Source organism: Sulfuricaulis sp. (genome assembly GCF_041499725.1).
In the GTDB taxonomy this organism is placed as follows: Bacteria; Pseudomonadota; Gammaproteobacteria; order Acidiferrobacterales; family Sulfurifustaceae; genus Sulfuricaulis.
The window spans coordinates 1-17,355 of sequence record NZ_JBGQKW010000058.1 but is presented as its reverse complement, the minus strand read 5'-3'; the positions used below and the strand labels follow the sequence as shown (position 1 = coordinate 17,355).

At 56.9% G+C, this 17,355-nt stretch carries 15 protein-coding genes; 8 read left to right on the top strand and 7 right to left on the bottom strand.

The genetic code is table 11. The annotated features are described in order from the left end of the window. From gyrB to dnaA, 3 genes are all read right to left on the bottom strand, one after another. The coding region (gene gyrB, locus ACC569_RS10220) for a DNA topoisomerase (ATP-hydrolyzing) subunit B (RefSeq protein WP_372523422.1) at positions 1 to 2,336 on the bottom strand (2,336 nt) is incomplete at its 3' end. Positions 2,337 to 2,421: 85 nt separating this feature from the next. Next, positions 2,422 to 3,534, bottom strand: coding sequence for a DNA polymerase III subunit beta (gene dnaN / locus ACC569_RS10215; protein ID WP_372523421.1), 1,113 nt, complete (start codon positions 3,532 to 3,534; stop codon positions 2,422 to 2,424). A gap of 222 nt (positions 3,535 to 3,756) precedes the next feature. Then, the gene (gene dnaA, locus ACC569_RS10210) at positions 3,757 to 5,094 is read right to left on the bottom strand and encodes a chromosomal replication initiator protein DnaA (protein ID WP_372523420.1); all 1,338 of its coding nucleotides are present in this window, start codon (positions 5,092 to 5,094) and stop codon (positions 3,757 to 3,759) included. Positions 5,095 to 5,298: 204 nt separating this feature from the next. Here dnaA and rpmH point away from each other — a divergent pair, with 204 nt between their 5' ends. The 6 genes from rpmH (at position 5,299) to ACC569_RS10180 (ending at position 9,753) form a co-directional block, all read left to right on the top strand. Beyond that, the gene (rpmH, locus tag ACC569_RS10205) at positions 5,299 to 5,433 is read left to right on the top strand and encodes a 50S ribosomal protein L34 (protein ID WP_372523419.1); all 135 of its coding nucleotides are present in this window, start codon (positions 5,299 to 5,301) and stop codon (positions 5,431 to 5,433) included. Positions 5,434 to 5,435: 2 nt separating this feature from the next. Next, complete coding sequence (rnpA, locus tag ACC569_RS10200) at positions 5,436 to 5,804, top strand: ribonuclease P protein component (protein ID WP_372523418.1); 369 nt, start codon at positions 5,436 to 5,438, stop codon at positions 5,802 to 5,804. After that, positions 5,786 to 6,037, top strand: a complete 252-nt coding sequence (yidD, locus tag ACC569_RS10195) for a membrane protein insertion efficiency factor YidD (protein WP_372523417.1) — start codon at positions 5,786 to 5,788, stop codon at positions 6,035 to 6,037. Before rnpA ends, yidD begins: the two co-directional genes overlap by 19 nt. After that, positions 6,030 to 7,673, top strand: a complete 1,644-nt coding sequence (gene yidC, locus ACC569_RS10190; protein ID WP_372523416.1) for a membrane protein insertase YidC — start codon at positions 6,030 to 6,032, stop codon at positions 7,671 to 7,673. Before yidD ends, yidC begins: the two co-directional genes overlap by 8 nt. Before the next feature lie 17 nt (positions 7,674 to 7,690). Continuing rightward, the gene (mnmE, locus tag ACC569_RS10185) at positions 7,691 to 9,037 is read left to right on the top strand and encodes a tRNA uridine-5-carboxymethylaminomethyl(34) synthesis GTPase MnmE (protein ID WP_372523415.1); all 1,347 of its coding nucleotides are present in this window, start codon (positions 7,691 to 7,693) and stop codon (positions 9,035 to 9,037) included. A gap of 374 nt (positions 9,038 to 9,411) precedes the next feature. After that, complete coding sequence (locus tag ACC569_RS10180; protein ID WP_372523414.1) at positions 9,412 to 9,753, top strand: hypothetical protein; 342 nt, start codon at positions 9,412 to 9,414, stop codon at positions 9,751 to 9,753. 26 nt (positions 9,754 to 9,779) lie between these two features. Here the strand turns inward: ACC569_RS10180 and ACC569_RS10175 are convergent, their stop codons facing one another. Genes ACC569_RS10175 through ACC569_RS10165 form a run of 3 tightly spaced genes read right to left on the bottom strand, consistent with a single transcriptional unit; the run spans position 9,780 to position 13,608 of the window. Then, complete coding sequence (locus ACC569_RS10175) at positions 9,780 to 11,759, bottom strand: DUF3488 and DUF4129 domain-containing transglutaminase family protein (protein WP_372523413.1); 1,980 nt, start codon at positions 11,757 to 11,759, stop codon at positions 9,780 to 9,782. Next, positions 11,756 to 12,673 (bottom strand): DUF58 domain-containing protein, encoded by a 918-nt coding sequence (locus ACC569_RS10170; RefSeq protein ID WP_372523412.1) that lies wholly within the window; start codon positions 12,671 to 12,673, stop codon positions 11,756 to 11,758. Before ACC569_RS10170 ends, ACC569_RS10175 begins: the two co-directional genes overlap by 4 nt. Continuing rightward, on the bottom strand, positions 12,673 to 13,608 hold the full coding sequence (locus ACC569_RS10165; RefSeq protein ID WP_372523411.1) for an AAA family ATPase: 936 nt from the start codon (positions 13,606 to 13,608) through the stop codon (positions 12,673 to 12,675). The genes ACC569_RS10170 and ACC569_RS10165 overlap by 1 nt, the downstream gene beginning before the upstream one ends. 138 nt (positions 13,609 to 13,746) lie before the next feature. Between ACC569_RS10165 and mnmG the strand changes: the two genes are divergently transcribed. Continuing rightward, positions 13,747 to 15,624 carry a tRNA uridine-5-carboxymethylaminomethyl(34) synthesis enzyme MnmG gene (mnmG, locus tag ACC569_RS10160; RefSeq protein ID WP_372523410.1) on the top strand — a complete coding sequence of 626 codons (1,878 nt, stop codon included), beginning with the start codon at positions 13,747 to 13,749 and terminating at the stop codon, positions 15,622 to 15,624. Positions 15,625 to 15,733: 109 nt separating this feature from the next. Continuing rightward, positions 15,734 to 16,369, top strand: a complete 636-nt coding sequence (locus tag ACC569_RS10155; RefSeq protein WP_372523409.1) for a hypothetical protein — start codon at positions 15,734 to 15,736, stop codon at positions 16,367 to 16,369. Positions 16,370 to 16,396: 27 nt separating this feature from the next. Here ACC569_RS10155 and ACC569_RS10150 read toward each other — a convergent pair whose 3' ends face one another. Next, on the bottom strand, positions 16,397 to 17,035 hold the full coding sequence (locus ACC569_RS10150) for a DUF2914 domain-containing protein (protein ID WP_372523408.1): 639 nt from the start codon (positions 17,033 to 17,035) through the stop codon (positions 16,397 to 16,399). Positions 17,036 to 17,355 lie beyond the last annotated feature (320 nt).

Here is a 17,355-nt window from a genome sequence, read left to right as displayed (position 1 = left end):
TCTGCGGCGACGGCGTCATCCACGTTCACTTTAAGCAAACGTCGGGCGCTGATATCCATGGTGGTTTCCCACAGCTGCTCTGGATTCATTTCGCCCAAGCCTTTGTAGCGCTGAATGGTCTGACCGCGGCGCGCTTCGGCCATTAGCCATTCCAACATGTCATTGATGTTCATTACTTTCTGATTTTTGTCAGCACGCTGGATGGTAGCCTCGGCGGTAAAATATTTTTCCAGGCGCTCGCCCAGTGCTCGCATCGAGGCATACTCGCCGGAGGAGACAAATTCGGCGTCGATCTTGGTACGTGTGGCCGTGCCGTGCTCATGCCGCAACACGCTCATTTCATGCAGATTATTGCGTGTGTCAATGCCCAGCGTCACTTCATAACGGCTGCGATGACCGGCATCGGTGGACAACCGACTCTGCAAATCCTGTACGATCTTCTCAGCCTGCTTTTTGTTTTTGAGCAGTTCAGACGTGATACGCGGCATGTAGATTAGACGACGCAGCGCTTCGGCGTCGTAACGGCGTGACAGGCGTTTTATCGTCTGTTCCACGGCAAGATAACTGCGGCAAAGATTGGCGAGCTCGGTTCCCTTCACTTCCTGGCCACCCGCCGCAAACAGCACAGCGTCCGTCAATGCGGCTTCGAGCAAGAATTCCTGTAGTTCGTTTTCGTCCTTGAGATAGCGCTCCTGTTTCCCCTGCTTGATTTTGAATAATGGCGGCTGAGCAATGTAGACATGACCACGGCTAATCAATTCGCCCATTTGTCGGTAGAAAAAAGTCAGGAGCAGGGTCCGGATGTGTGAGCCGTCTACATCGGCATCAGTCATCAAAATTACCCGATGATATCTTAACTTATTGATATCAAAGTCATTATTTCCTATCCCCGTCCCTAGCGCTGTGATCAGGGTGGCCACTTCGGTGGAAGACAGCATTTTGTCGAAGCGTGCACGCTCGACATTCAGAATCTTGCCCTTGAGAGGAAGTACCGCTTGAAACTTGCGATCGCGTGCCTGTTTGGCGGATCCACCGGCGGAGTCACCCTCGACCAGATACAGTTCGCATTTGGCCGGATCACGTTCCTGGCAGTCAGCCAGTTTTCCCGGAAGACCAGCCACATCCATGATTCCTTTACGCCGTGTCATTTCCCGGGCTTTACGGGCCGCTTCGCGTGCCCGCGCCGCATCGACAATCTTGATGGCGATGGCGCGCGCATCGGATGGATTTTCCTCAAGAAATTCAGAGAGTTTATCGTTTATTATGGATTCAACGACTCCCTTCACTTCTGATGAGACCAGCTTATCCTTGGTCTGTGAGGAAAATTTTGGGTCGGGTACCTTGACGGAAAGCACGGCCGTTAGGCCTTCGCGAGCATCGTCACCGCTAATGTCGACTTTTTCTTTTTTAGCCAGACCTGTCTTTTCAATGTACTGATTAAGCGTGCGAGTCATGGCGGCGCGCAAGCCGGCAAGATGAGTTCCGCCGTCGCGCTGCGGGATATTGTTGGTAAAGCAGAAGATATTTTCCTGGTAGGAATCGTTCCATTGCATGCATAGCTCAACTGTGACGCGATCGCGTTCAGCCGTGATCTGGATAGGCTTCGGATGCAGCGGGTTTTTGTTGCGGTTCAGATGTTCGACAAAAGCCGCGATACCGCCTTTGTATTCGAATGTGTCTTCTTTACCAGTTCGTTCGTCTAGGAGCGAAATCTTGACCCCGGAATTCAAAAACGATAGCTCGCGCAACCTTTTTGCCAGGATGTCATAATTAAATGTCGTATTGCCGAAGATTTTGCTGCTGGGTTTGAATCGAACATCCGTCCCCGTTTCGCTGCTCTCCCCAATTGTTTTAAGAGGCGCTTGCGGTTCGCCCAGCATGTATTTCTGATAGTAAACTTTGCCGCCGCGGCGGATAGTGAGCTCAAGCAGTTCGGATAGGGCGTTAACCACAGAAATACCCACACCGTGGAGACCTCCAGAAACCTTGTAGGAGTTTTGATCGAACTTGCCACCGGCATGCAATACAGTCATTACCACTTCCGCCGCAGACCGCCCTTCTTCGGGGATTACATCGGTTGGAATACCGCGGCCATTATCTGAAACAGTTATGGAACTGTTCGCGTGTATGGTTACCATGACACGATTACAGAACCCTGCTAGTGCCTCGTCGATCGAGTTATCAACCGCTTCAAAAACCATGTGATGCAGGCCGGTCCCGTCATCGGTATCTCCGATATACATTCCAGGACGCTTACGCACAGCATCCAAGCCCTTAAGGACTTGGATGCTGCCTGAATCATAAACGGATGGACTATCCTTTTTTGGCTGTGTCATCGAAGGCTAAGTTCTGGCTGTTTCACGTGAAACCTTTATTTTCGCGGGGTGCGTTCCACGTGGAACATATTCGCGGTGAAAGCTGCTAGAGCCGCATTGGCATTATAACGTATTGGGGATAGCGCGCTTCGGGAGATGCCAGAGTACAGCTGCTATTGGGATCATTAAGGCCGAAAACTACATACTCGCTACGCAGAGAGGAAATGGCTTCAATCATATAATTCACGTTGAAGCCAATCTCCATAGCTTCTCCCGAGTAGTCGACGTTCACTTCTTCTTGCGCCTCCTCCTGTTCCGGATTATGCGCTGTAATCTGCAGAGATTTATCACTCAAGCTGAACCGTACTCCACGATATTTCTCACTTGATAGTATGGCGACCCTTCCCAAGGTTTCACGGGTGGCCTCACGGGGCAGTTTCAGGAGTTTTGACTGCGAGTGAGGAATAACTTTCGTATAATCTGGATATCGGCCATCGATAAGCTTTGAGGTGAACACAAAACCACTGGTTTGTGCACGAAAATGATTTGCGCTGATCTGGATTTCAACTAGGCCATCCGGGTCATCCAGCAGACGCATCATTTCTTGAATGCCCTTACGTGGCACTATGACCTGTTTCTCACCCTTATTGGATTTTTCCAAGGCAATTTCACTAACCGCCATTCGGTGACCGTCAGTAGCAACAGCTCGTAGCTTTTTATCAACAAATTCAAGCAGCAGACCATTCAGATAGTACCTGACGTCCTGTTGGGCGATACAAAAATGAGTCTGTTCAAATAAACTCTTGAGGTTGCCCTGAGATATAGTAAGTGCTTGCTCCCATTGTTGTGACTGTATGTTGGGGAAATCCGTAACTGGGACAGTTGCAAGCGCAAAACGACTCTTACCGGACTTGATGGTGGCTTTGTCGCCCTCTTTTTCTCTCTTGATATTAATCTCTGCATCAACAGGTAAAGCACGACATATATCAAAAAGTTTTCTGGCAGGGAGCGCAATTTCAGCACTAGCGTTATTTCCCTTAAGTCCTTTTATCTTTGCGATAACTTCTATTTCCAGATCGGTACCAGTTAACGTCATCTCGCCATCCTGCAAGCGCAACAGAACAAAGGACAACACAGGGAGTGTCTGACGGCGTTCGACTACACCGGCGACATAGCTCAATGGTTTTAGCAAGTCCTCACGTGTGAGGTTGATCTGCATTTCTATAATTTACCTAAGTAAAGATAGTTTAAAGTTGTTATAACAAGAAAAGCTCAATTTTGTGAATAAAGCTTATATATCCTAGCCAAACAGCGTTAAATGAACTGAGCACCGTGTGTGTAACGCACTTGGTTTCTGTGTGTAAGAACGGTAAGTTCTGAATGATACCGGCTCAGAGAGATTCTACAAACATTGTGCACAGGGTTATCACCAAGCTGTTAGTCATGTTGTCAAAATCCGTATGAGGTTACTGTAATCTTCGTTCATTCTGGAATCCTTGGTCTTTAACTCCAAAACCTTCCGGCAGGCATGTAGAACTGTTGTATGATCACGACCACCGAAAGCATCACCAATTTCAGGTAAACTATGTTCTGTCAACTCTTTAGCAAGTGCCATAGCTACCTGGCGGGGTCTTGTTACTTGGCGTGAACGACTCTTTGAGTGCAGATCGGAGATACGAATTTTAAAATACTCCGCTACTGTTTTCTGAATGTTATTAACTGTGACCAGTCGTTCCTGAAATGAAATAAGGTCTTTGAGGCTATCACTAACTAGAGAGATGTCGATTTGTCGGCCAGTGAAATAAGCACTGGCCAAAATGCGCCGCAATCCTCCCTCGAGTTCACGCACATTCGAACGCACTCGTTTGGCAATAAAAAAAGCTACGTCTTCATGCAAATCTACCCCCTCCTGTTTGGCTTTTTTGATAAGGATAGCAACTCGTGTTTCCAGCTCCGGCGGATCAATCGATACAATCAAACCTGACCCAAAGCGGGAAATCAACCGTTCTTCAACACCCATCAGTTCCTTCGGAAAACGATCAGCGGTGATAATGACTTGGCGCTTAGATTCCTGTAGAGCATTGAAAGTATGAAATAATTCCTCTTGTGAGCGCTCCTTACCAACAAAAAATTGAATGTCATCAATCAGTAGCGCATCAAGATTACGGTAAAGCTTCTTGAAGTCATTAATCGCATTATGCTGTAAGGCTTTTACCATATCAGAGACAAAACGCTCGGAGTGGACGTAAGCAACGTTCGCTTCGGGACGATGTTTGAGTATCAAATCACCCGCCGCTTGCATAAGATGGGTCTTGCCCAAACCAACACCACCATAAATGAAAAGCGGGTTATAGGCCCCTCCAGGATTTTCGCCCACCTGTTTCGCGGCCGCGCGCGCGAGTTGGTTTGACTTCCCTTCGACATGTGTCTCAAAGGTGAATGTAGAATCAAGCCGACCGATGATAGACGGGGTTTTGAGTGATGGTGCCGACTCCGCCGGTAACACAGGGGTTCTGACGCTCGGCGTCACATGCCGGGACTGGCTTCCGACCTCAACCTGCACCTTAAGCGCGCCACCACTGTATTCAATGATCAACTCAGCAATCCGATCAAAGAACCGTTCCCGTACCCAGTCCATGACAAAACGGTTGGGGGCCAGCAACCGCAATACCTGTGTATCCTGGACAGCATGCAGCGGACGCAACCAGGTATTGAATTGTTGCGCCGAAAGCTCCTCTTCAAGCCTTTCCAGGCATTTCTTCCAGACAGGCGACTGCATTTTATGTTGAACCACACAACGGACAAAAACGGGGACCGGAAGTCTAGCCAGATAATCCGGAGTTATCCACAGGTATGATTGGCTCTTAGCATTTACAGTCAGTTAGGACAATTATGTATTGACAAACCTCGACGCGAGGCAGTAAGTTTGCCGCCCTTTTGCAGCAACACCGTTGCCGCCGATACCTAAAGAAGAACAGAACTGATGAAACGTACATACCAACCCAGCGTGATCAAGCGCAAGCGCACCCACGGATTCCGCGCCCGCATGAAGACAGTGGGCGGCCGTCGTATACTGGCCGCGCGCCGTGCCAAGGGCCGCCGCCGACTGGGCGTCTGATTTTGACGACCGCCCGTTGCGGGCTGTCCAAGTCATACCGGCTGCTGAAGCCGGCAGAGTTCAAGGTGACCCTGAAGAGCAGCACGCGTTGGCGCGACGATTTTTTCGGTGTTTACACGGCCCCAAACCTTCACCCCTACGGGCGTTTAGGCATCGTCGTCTCCCGCAAGACTTCGCCTCGGGCCGTGGTGCGAAACCGCGTTAAACGCCAGATTCGCGAGTCATTCCGGTGCCAGAAGGAAAAATTCAGCGGCCTGGATATCGTGGTGGTGGCCAATCCGCGTGCGGGCAAGGCTGAGTCGATCTCATTACGCGCATCGTTGCAGCAGATCTGGGATAAGGTCGAAAAACAGTGCAAAAAATCCTCATAGCCACCCTCCGCGGTTATCGCTACCTGTTGAGCCCGTGGCTGGGGAATCATTGCCGATTCCATCCCAGCTGTTCGCATTACGCGATTGAATCCCTGGAAAACCACGGTATTCTGCGGGGACTATGGCTCGCGCTGCGACGCGTGTTGCGCTGCCATCCCTGGTGCCGCGGCGGTTATGATCCGGTTCCTCCCGCCACCCGAACCAGCTCTGTCTCGGCACGCAAACATGGATAATCAACGTCTGTTTCTTTTTTTTGGACTTGCCCTGGTACTGATGCTGCTCTGGCAGGCATGGGAGCAGGAGAACGCACGCCCCCCTGATGCCACGACCGTTACGGCAACATCCGCCACACCATCAGGCGCGACACCGGATGTCCCCCAGGCCCCTGCGGTGGCGACGGAGGCGGTCCCTGCCCCCAAGGCAACCGAGGCGTTGTCCCGCGGTTCGCGTCTCGAGGTGCGCACGGATGTGATAGATGCTGTCATTGATACTCAAGGTGGCGACCTGCGCGGACTGGCTCTGCGTCACTACCCGGTCGCGGCGGACAAGCCGGAGCAACCGTTCCCGCTGATGCAAGACGAAGGCAGCGAGCTTTTTGTCGCCCAGTCCGGGCTTATCGGTCTCGAAGGCCAGTACCCGAATCATAAAACCCGCTTCACCGCCGAAGCAGCGCGCTATTCGTTAGCGGACGGCCAGAGCGATCTGCGTGTGTCGATGATCTTCCGTGCACCGGATGGCGTGCAATACATCAAGACCTACATCTTCCATCGCGGCAGCTATGTTGTCGATGTCGAGTTCGAGGTGAAAAATGCCAGCAGCCGTGAATGGTCCGGATATTTTTATGGCCAGTTCCAGCGCACGCACACCTCTTCCGGTGGTGGATTCATGAACGTAGCCCCGAGTTACACGGGAGGCGCGATCTATACCCCGGAGAACAAGTACGAAAAAATCCCCCTCGACAAGATGGCGGAGAAACCGCTCAAACGCCAGGTCACCGGCGGCTGGGTGGCGATGCTACAGCATTACTTCGTGGGCTCGTGGATGCTGCCCAAGGACGAGCGCAACGAATTCTACAGCGACGTGCTCGATAATACGCGCCATGTACTCGGCTTCAAAAACACTAATCCGACAAAAATCGCTCCCGGTGCTGACGGGCGAATCCGCGTCTCGCTCTATGCAGGTCCCAAGGAGCACAAGATTCTCGAGACGCTCCCCGAAGGCATGGATCTCACCGTGGACTACGGCTGGCTCACGGTTATCTCGGCGCCGCTGTTCTGGCTGTTGGCGGCGATTCATCGCCTGCTCGGCAACTGGGGTTGGGCGATCATTGTGCTCACGATTCTCATCAAGGCCGTGTTCTATCCGCTGTCGGCAACGAGCTACAAATCCATGGCGCACATGCGCAAGATGCAGCCCAAGATGGCGGCGCTCAAGGAGCGTTACGGCGACGATCGCCAGAAACTCAACCAGGCGATGATGGAGCTATATAAAACCGAAAAGATCAATCCGCTCGGCGGCTGTCTGCCGATCCTGATCCAGATCCCCGTATTCCTGGCGCTCTACTGGGTGCTGCTCGAAAGCGTCGAGATGCGCCAGGCGCCATGGATAGGGTGGATTAAGGATCTTTCGGCGCAGGACCCGTATTACATTCTGCCTATCATCATGGGTGTTTCGATGTTCGCGCAGCAGAAACTCAACCCCCAGCCGGTGGATCCGGTGCAGCAGAAGGTGTTCATGATCATGCCGTTCATGTTCACCGCCATGTTCCTGTTCTTTCCCGCGGGCCTAGTGCTGTACTGGACGGTTAACAACGTCCTGTCCATCGCCCAGCAGTGGCGGATCACGCGCATCGTCGAGGGCAAGAAGTAACGCCGCATCACGCTCGCGTGATCCCCACCGACACCATTGCCGCCATCGCCACGCCGCCCGGACGCGGTGGCATCGGCATCGTGCGTCTCTCCGGTCCTGCCACACGGTGTATTGCCGAGACCATGCTCGGCGAGCTCCCGCATCCACGCCACGCCACCTTCGCCAATTTCCTGAACGCCGCCGCTCGGCCTATCGATCAGGGCCTGGCGCTGTTCTTTCCGGCGCCTCATTCCTTCACCGGCGAGGATGTGCTGGAGCTGCATGGCCACGGCGGCCCCGTGATTCTCGACATGGTGCTCAGTCGCGCGCTGGAACTCGGGGCGCGCGGAGCACGCCCCGGTGAATTTTCCGAACGTGCATTTTTAAACGGCAAGCTTGATCTGGCTCAGGCTGAGGCCGTGGCCGATCTGATCGAGGCTGGCTCGGAAACGGCCGCGCGCTCCGCTTTACGTTCGCTCGAAGGCGAGTTTTCCCGGCGCGTGCATGCGCTTGTGGAGGGGCTCACGCGTCTGCGCCTGTACGTCGAAGCCGCGATTGATTTTCCCGAAGAGGAAATTGATTTTTTGGCCGACGAACGCATGCTGCGGGAGCTCGACGTGCTGGAAAGCAATATCGGGCAACTCTTTGACTCCACGCGCCAGGGTTGCCTGCTGCACGACGGTATGACCGTGGTGCTGGCCGGTCCTCCGAACGCCGGCAAGTCGAGCCTGCTGAATGCGCTGGCGCAGACCGAAACGGCGATCGTCAGCCCGATTCCCGGGACCACGCGCGATGTGTTGCGCGAGCGCATTCACATCGACGGTATGCCGCTGCACATCGTGGACACTGCCGGCCTGCGCGACGCGCGCGACGCGATCGAATCCGAAGGCATCCGCCGCGCGCGCGAACAGATGGAACGCGCCGATCGCGTGCTGCTGGTATTGGATGATGACGCCGGTGGTTGCTTGCCGGCGGAAGTTGAAAAATTTCTGCCGCCGAATTTGCCACGCAGCGTGATCCACAACAAAATTGATTTAAGCCGCCGCGCGGCTGGGATTACAAATATATCGGGCAGCGTTGAAATCGCGTTGTCGGCGAAAACCGGCGCCGGGTTGGATGTGCTGCGTCAGCATTTGAAAGAAAGCATGGGTTTTCAACCGGTGGGTGAAGGTACTTTTATTGCGCGCAGGCGGCATCTCGACGCTATCCGCCGCGCGCAGGAACATCTCGTTCGGGGAAAAGCGCAGCTTAAAGAATCGCGCGCCGGTGAATTGCTGGCGGAGGAACTGCGTCTGGCGCAGCAGGCGCTAGGAGAAATCACGGGCGCGTTCACTTCAGACGATTTGCTGGGACGGATTTTTTCCAGTTTTTGTATTGGCAAGTAGGTTTTTATTTCTTGCCGCATGATTCATATCGCCGGTCTTGGAATCGGTAAATTATTTTCCTACTATTTCGCCTGCGCCTTTCATCGGCTGTTTGCCTACGCGTGTAGGAATTTTCATCGGCGCGTTTTTTGAATCGGCACCGACAAGAGACGGCTCAAAAAAATATTTCAGATGCACGCAATAACGTGCGCGATGAAGGGCGATGTCGGTCCCGGCGCGTCACGTATAATTGACAGCACCAAGCACCGGGCTTGGTTCAGCGGTGAGACCCGTTAAGACATCAAGCACCTAGGCTACGGCGAGCAGTATCGTCACATCGGGTCGCGAGAAGCGCATAAAGACACGGAGGATTTTATCGATACAGGGAGGATCAAATGAAATTGCATTATATGCCGATCTTGTTGCTGGTATTCCTGGGAGTGAATGCCAGTCAACAGAAAGCCCATGCCGAAACCCAGCCGATACTTTGGGATGAATTAGCCCGCGTCATAAACGGGATTGAATTGAATTACCTGAGGCCGTACTTGTGGATAAGATATTCCACTACCACGACGCTCAATGGCCCTGCCGAGACGCGCTATTGTTATAAAATGGATGTAAGGCAGAAGCCCTACCGTACCAATGGATGGGTGAGCACCTATAACTATGTTCTCAACGGCTGGACGCAGGCCTATGGAACCATGGCCGATGCAGAGACGGCATGGTGCTGGCAATAATTTTCAGTTAGCCGTACACATTATCTTCACGCCCTGAAAGCCGTTACTTCGCGTTTGAAGGCGCGCAGTTCGTCTGCGCCGGTTAGCTCGCCATAGCGCACGTGCACATAACGTTCGGTGATTGCATCCATGCGATTCTTGAGGTCCGGCCTACGATGTGCACATCGGTGGGCAAAGTCGATGGCACCTTCGTGCGGTGCGCGCACCATGCCGGCACGCGCGAGCTGACGACAGAAGCGCAGATAAAGCGCCAGCGCCGGATCAACGGATTTTTTCGGGCGCAACAATAAAAACGCATAAACCAGCGTGACCAGCAGCGCGCCGACGAACAGCAGGCTGGTCAGCCGGCTCCAGGAAATATCATCCAGCCCCAGTGACGTGAAAAACCGCTCCTGGCGCTCCTTGCCATAGTCCACCACCCAGCGATACCACGTCATGTTCGTCAGGTCCCAGTACCAGCGCGCATGACGCGCCACGTGTTCGAACCAGCCCAGCTCCATGACACGCAGCACGGCATCTGCGGGCAGGCTGCCGAGACCGATACCTTGTTGCTCCAAGCGGCGCACGGCCTCCAGCCCGAGTTCGATGCGCTCGGGGGCCACCGCGCCGGTCGGATCCACGCGCATCCAGCCGCGTTCCGCCGTCCAGATCTCCGCCCAGGCATGGGCATCGGACTGACGCACGATCAGATAATTCCCCGCCGTGTTGAGTTCGCCGCCGAGGTAGCCGACGACGACGCGGCTCGGGACGCCGGCCGCGCGCATGAGCGTCACGAATGCCGCGGCGAAATGCTCACAGAACCCGCGGTGAGTGGCGAATAAAAATTCATCTACCGGATTATCGCCGAGCAGCGGCGGGTTAAGCGTGTAAAAAAAACTTTCCCGGTGAAAGTAATCGAGCGCGGCTTGCGCCACCGGCAAAGGATTTCCGTTTTCCCGGCGCCACTGTTCAGCCAGCGCCCGCGTGCGCGGGCTTAAATTCACGGGCAGCCGCAAGGCTTGTTCGCGTTCCGCTGCGTCGAGCGCGCCGGTGCGGTAACGGGTGTAAGAAGTCAGCGAATAATTTAGGCGCTCGTGGATCGGCTCGTTGTGCTCCAGCGTGAAGTCCGCCTGGTAACGTGCGCCCTTGGGCCTGATGGCGGGAATATCGAGTGCCGGCATCCACGGTTTGTTGCTGGGTTCCAAGGTCACGTCATAGCGCACCGGATCGGCCAGCGACACGAATGAAACCTTCCCCCCGGGTTGCGCGGTTCCGCGGCGCCAACCGCGCCCGTCGGTTTCTGTGAGCACCAGCCCGCGCCAGTAGAGTTCGCGCAGGGGTGGCGGGGTGCCCTCGAAGGTGACGCGGAAGGCAATTTCGGAGGATTCGCTCAGGTTCCGTATACTGCCCGGCTGCATCATGTCCGGCATGCCGGTGAGTCCGCTGTGGGCATCCGCCGGCAGTCCCCAGAGCGTACCGCTGATGCGCGGGAACAGCAGATAGACAATCACCATGAGCGGCAGCGCCTTGGCGAGCATGATCCCCGAAAGCCGCAAACGCTGGGGCATATTCAAGCCCGCGGGCTGCATGAGATGTATCAGCGCCGCGGTGCACGCCGCCACTGCGACCAGCGCCCACGCACCAAGCCACAACGACTGCGAATAAAGAAAGCCGCCGAGAATGACGAGATAGAACACGAACAGGCTGACCACGAAGTCGCGCAGGGTTTTGAGCTCGAGAAATTTCAGGCCCAGCAGCGTGATCAACAGCGCCATACCCGGGTCGCGCCCCAGCAGCGTGCCGAATTGCCGGAACACCGCCACGAGTATGAGCAGCATGAGCGCCAGACGCACTAGACGACTCGGCCGGTACCATTGAAAGGCCTCGCAGGCATAACGCCACGCGGCGCCGATGGTGAATACCGCGATGATCCACAGCGGCAGCTCCAGGGCGTGGGGCGCCACCGCGCACGCGCCGGCGACCAGTAGGCTGTGCAGCACCGGCCGGCTGGTGATGGCCGCGTTCATGGTTTCAGTCCAAACAGCGCGAGTGCGCGCAGGCATTCGTGCTGGTGATGTTCGCCATTCGCCGGCGCGAAGGATTTTTCCGGCAGACGCAGACCATAGAGCATTGCGTCGCGCTCGGCATCCAGCACCCAGCGGGTGAGGACGGAGAGTCGCGTTTCCGTGTCGAGGCCTAGGAGCGTGTCCCAGTCGAGCCACGCCGTGGGCTGATAACCGCCGCCGAATTGCTTGATGTGCCAGCCTTCACCGCGTGCCACTGCCTTCCAATCCACGTGATGCGGCGAATCGCCGGGGCGGAACTCGCGCGTGCCGATGTAATCATCTCCGCCGGCTTTAAGCCCGTGTGTGGATTCGAGCGTTTCCTGCTCGCGGGTTCGCCGTGGCGCGGGGTCCCCCGGGCGCGGATAAACCAGACAGGATTGCTCCAGCTCGACGCGGCGCGACCAGGAGTAGAGCAAGCCCAGTGGAAAACGCGTGGCCACCGTCACCGGCGGGATCGCGAGACGGCCGCGTTGGGTGGCGGGTATGGGCAGTTCGACATCGGCGGAGCCGCGCGCGGGAATGTCCACGCCGGCGATTTCTTTTTTGTCACGCATCACCAGTACACCGAAGCGCGGTGTGTCGCTGTCGTTTGTCAGGTGAATCCGGAACACGGCGGCCTCGCCGGCGAATACCGGCGCACAGATTCCGGCGGCCAGACGCAGCCGGAAAAGGTTGCGATGGGTGTAGAGCATCGACACCACCGCGAGTGACCCGAGCAGGAAAGTCAGCGCATATGCCAGACCGTTGCCGTAATTGATCGCGGTCAGCAACTGCACCACGAGCAGCAAGGCAAACAGCAGCCCGAAGCGGGTCGGCAGCATGAACAGCTGTCGTCGCCCCAGGATGATATCGCTGGGCGCGTGCGTGGTGGACATCAGGGAATGGGCACGGTCTCGAGCAGGCGCGCGACGGAAACCACGCGGCCTCCGCCCGCGGGACGCAGGCGATGACCGATCACGCAAGGGGCAACCACCTGCACGTCTTCCGGCAGTACCATGTCGCGGCCATGGAGCATGGCCCAGGCGCGGGCCGCGGCCAGCAGCGAAAGGCCGGCCCGGGGGGAAAGCCCTTCGGCGAATTCGCCGGCGCGGCGCGTGGCATCGATCAGGTTTTGCACGTAATCGAGCAACGGCTCGGCGACGTGTACGCGCGTAGCCAGTTGTTGCAGGCTCGCGAGCTTGTCGGCGCTGATGACAGGCTGAAGCGATTCGACCAGCTCGCGCCGGTCGCGGCCCTTGAGCAACGCGCGTTCCGCCGCCCGATCCGGGTAGCCCATCTCGATGCGCATGAGAAAACGATCGAGCTGCGATTCGGGCAAGGGGAAGGTGCCGATCAGGTGATGCGGATTTTGCGTGGCGATGACAAAGAACGGCTCGGGCAGTTTGTGTGTCACACCGTCAGCGGTGACCTGACGCTCTTCCATGGCTTCGAGCAGTGCGCTCTGGGTCTTGGGGGTGGCGCGGTTGATTTCGTCCGCGAGCACGAGTTGGGCAAACAACGGCCCCGGATGGAAAACAAAATTCTTGCCCTCGGGCTGGTAGATGGAAACGCCGAGTATGTCGGCCGGGAGCAGGTCGGCCGTGAACTGGATACGCTTGAAGTGCAGGCCCAGCACCTTGGCCAGCACATGGGCCAAGGTGGTTTTGCCCACCCCCGGGAGATCCTCGATCAGCAGGTGTCCACGCGCCAGCAGGCAGGCGAGCGACAGACGCGCCTGACGCTCCTTGCCGAGCACGATCTGGCCGATACGGTGGATAACCGTATCCAGAATATGAGCGGGCTGGCTCTGTCTTTCCGGGGCGAGGGACATTATGGTGATATCGGGGTTTTCGGGTATGACCGAACGATCCTCTCAAAGTTATAGCCGAAACCGCCGGAAGGTGAAATTCGCCTGCGTGTGGCTTATGATCCTCTACCCGCAATTTACCCCATCCGTCCAGAGAGTTAGATGTTGCACCCTGAGTTTTACGATGTGATTGTTATCGGCGGCGGTCATGCCGGCACCGAAGCCGCCGCGGCGTCTGCGCGCCTGGGCGCGAAAACCCTGCTGCTGACGCAGAACATCGAGACCATCGGCCAGATGTCGTGCAACCCGGCGATCGGCGGCATCGGCAAGGGACATCTGGTGAAGGAGATCGATGCCCTGGGCGGGGTCATGGCGCGGGCCACCGACCGCGCCGGCATCCAGTTCCGTATTCTCAATGCACGCAAAGGGCCGGCGGTGCGCGCCACGCGCGCGCAGGCGGACCGCGTGCTCTACAAGGCCGCAGTGCGCTCGCTGCTGGAAAACCAGAATGGCCTCACGATATTTCAGCAAGGCGTCGATGATCTGATTGTCGAAGCCGATCGCATCGCCGGCGTGGTGACGGCGATGGGCATTGAATTCCGTGCGCGGACCGTGGTGCTCACCACCGGCACTTTTCTGGGCGGCCTTATTCATATCGGTCTTTCGAACTATCAGGGCGGACGCGCCGGCGATCCGCCGTCGAATGCGCTGGCCGCGCGCCTGCGCGAGCTGCCGTTCCGCGCCGGGCGCCTGAAGACCGGCACGCCTCCGCGCCTCGATGGCCGCACCATCGATTACTCGACACTGGCGGCACAGCCGGGCGATGAGCCGACGCCGGTGTTTTCGTTCATGGGTTCGCGCGCCGAGCACCCGCGCCAGGTGTCATGCCACATCACTTATACCAACGAGCGCACGCATGAAATCATCCGCGCCGGACTCGACCGTTCGCCGATGTACACCGGAGTGATCGAGGGCGTGGGCCCGCGTTACTGTCCCTCGGTCGAGGACAAGGTCACGCGTTTCGCCGACAAGGATCGGCATCAGATCTTCGTCGAACCCGAAGGACTCAACACGCACGAGGTTTATCCGAACGGCATCTCCACCAGCCTGCCCTTCGACGTGCAATGGGATCTGGTACGCTCGATCAAGGGATTTGAAAACGCCGTCATCACGCGTCCGGGCTATGCCATCGAGTACGATTATTTCGATCCGCGCGACCTGAAACCGACGCTCGAAACCAAGGCGTTGCCGGGGTTGTTCTTCGCCGGTCAAATCAACGGCACCACCGGTTACGAAGAAGCGGCGGCGCAGGGCCTTATCGCCGGCATCAATGCCGCGCGCCAGGCGCAGGAAAAAGAATCGTGGTGGCCGCGACGCGACCAGGCTTATCTCGGCGTAATGATCGACGATCTCATCACCCGCGGCGTCACCGAGCCCTACCGCATGTTCACCTCGCGCGCCGAATACCGGCTCTCGCTGCGCGAGGACAACGCCGATTTGAGATTGACCGGGATCGGCCGGAGCCTCGGGCTCGTGGATGAATCACGTTGGGCCCGTTTCTGCGAAAAGTCCGAAACAATAACCCGCGAACAGGAGCGGCTGAAGAAAACCCGGTTGCATCCGGAGTCGCTGCCCAAGGAAGCCGCGATCCGTGTAATCGGTCAGCCGCTCGCCCATACCGCCAGCCTGATGGAACTGCTGCTTCGGCCGGAAGTTTCTTATCAAGCGCTGATGTCCCTGCCCGGTGCCGGCGCGGCGGCGGTCGATGCCGAGGTGGCTGACCAACTCGAGATCCAGGCCAAATACGCCGGCTATATCGAACGCCAGCAGGAGGAAATCGCGTTGCACCTGCGCCATGAAGAAACCGCGCTGCCGCAGGATTTCGACTATCACCACGTGCGCGGGCTCTCGGTCGAAGTGCGCCAAAAGCTTGTGTCGCACCGGCCCGCCACCCTGGGTCAGGCCGGACGCCTCTCGGGTATCACGCCCGCGGCCATTTCGCTGCTGCTCGTCCATCTGCGCCGCCGCAAACGCGCCTAGACGCCACATTGTTGTGGCAGTCGGCGCGAATTCCTCCACGTCCGTTTCCAGCGGCTAAAATGGAGGAATCGGCGGCACGGCTGCCGGCGAAACGCACAGGAGGCAACACGTGTCGATTACCCCGGGCAGCACGCTGTACTACCTGATCCTGTTTCTCATCTTCGGTAATCTCTTCGCCTTTTTGATTGGTGTGCTGATGATCGCGGCGCCGCAGCGCTTGGGAGATCTGTTCAAGATTTCCAATCGCTGGATTTCCACGCGCCGGATGACCAAGCCGCTCGCGAGGCCGCGCCAGGCTGATCGCACCCTGCTGCGCTATCCACGCGTGCTCGGCGCGATCATGCTGACGAGCGCCGCGCTGATCCTGATCAAGGGGGTGATTTTCATCTCCGGGGTGAGTGCCGAGGACGGCGGCCGGTTACTGGCACGTCTCTACAGCGGTGTAAAGTTGTCGGCCGGCGCGTGGGAGTTCACATGGATCACCCTGATCACGGTAATCCTGCTGGGTGCCATCCTGGCCATCGTGGTGGGTCTCATGTCGCTGTTCAAGCTCGGCAAGCTTAAGCATTGGGCCGAATCCGTCAACCGCTGGGTCTCGACGCGTCAGCTGACCAAGCCGCTCGATATGCCCCATTACCATCTGGATAAAATGGTCAGCGCCAAGCCACAGCTCTGGGGCAGTGTGATTACTGCCTTGGCGCTTTTCTCCAGCTTCGTGCTGTGGTGGTTTGTGCTTGGTGCCTGAGTGGGCGCCGTCCGCGACCCATCCCGGTTAGTTCGGCGCCGTCGAAACCGGCGTGGACCCGGCATCGGATTTCCTCATATACGTGAAGGTGTTCACGCTGAGCGTGCCGCCGGCGGCATCTACCACGGAAGCTTTCCATTCGCCGAGCCACGTGGGATCGAGCGTTTTGCTCGTATAGGCCCGCCAGTGTGAAGAACCCACCTCATGTTTTTTTTCCAGCAAAACCTTGCCGTTAAATTCCCACCGATGCGTGATGGTCTGCCCAGCCATGCCGTGGATTTCCGTGAAATAGGTGATGCGGGTTTTGTCGTTAGTAAGGACTGAAACGGTATCTACCGGCTCGAGGTCTTTTACCTTGCGGGTGAACAGGGCACGCGTGACCCGGCCGGCGATGGCCACCGCGGGTTTTGCCCTGGCCTCGGCGGTTTGAGTGTCCGTCATCACCTGCCCGTCCGCTGCCGACGGTTGGCCGATGTCAGCTGCCTGTGCGTAGAATGGGGTCCAAAGGCCGCCCGCAATGAGGGCCAGCAACGATGCCTTGATGATAATCTTCTTGTTTGCGCCCATTTCTGGCCAGCTTAGTCCACGGTTCGGGTTCAGGATAGCGGCCGGGGGGATGAAGGGATTATTGAGGCGGTCGAGCGGATTATCCGAAGCTTGGAACATGAGCTTTAGGGCGGTGGCTTTTCAAGCTGGCTCATCCCACCTCAATAATCCGTTTATCATAACGATTTTCATTTATTGATCCGGCATAATGTTGCTGTCACGAAGGCATAGAATATTTTTCTGCGCTTTCATCCCCCGGAGGATTCGTGCCGGATCGATAAATTGCGGGACCGGGAACCCGTAAACCAATATCAAGCAAAGGGCGGGAGGCATGAAACTCGAGAAGCGGTTGCAGCAGGGTCTAAGCGAGATGGGGCTCGATCTCGCCGCGCCGGTGAGGAAAAAGCTGCTGACCTTTCTGGAACTCCTGGAGAAGTGGA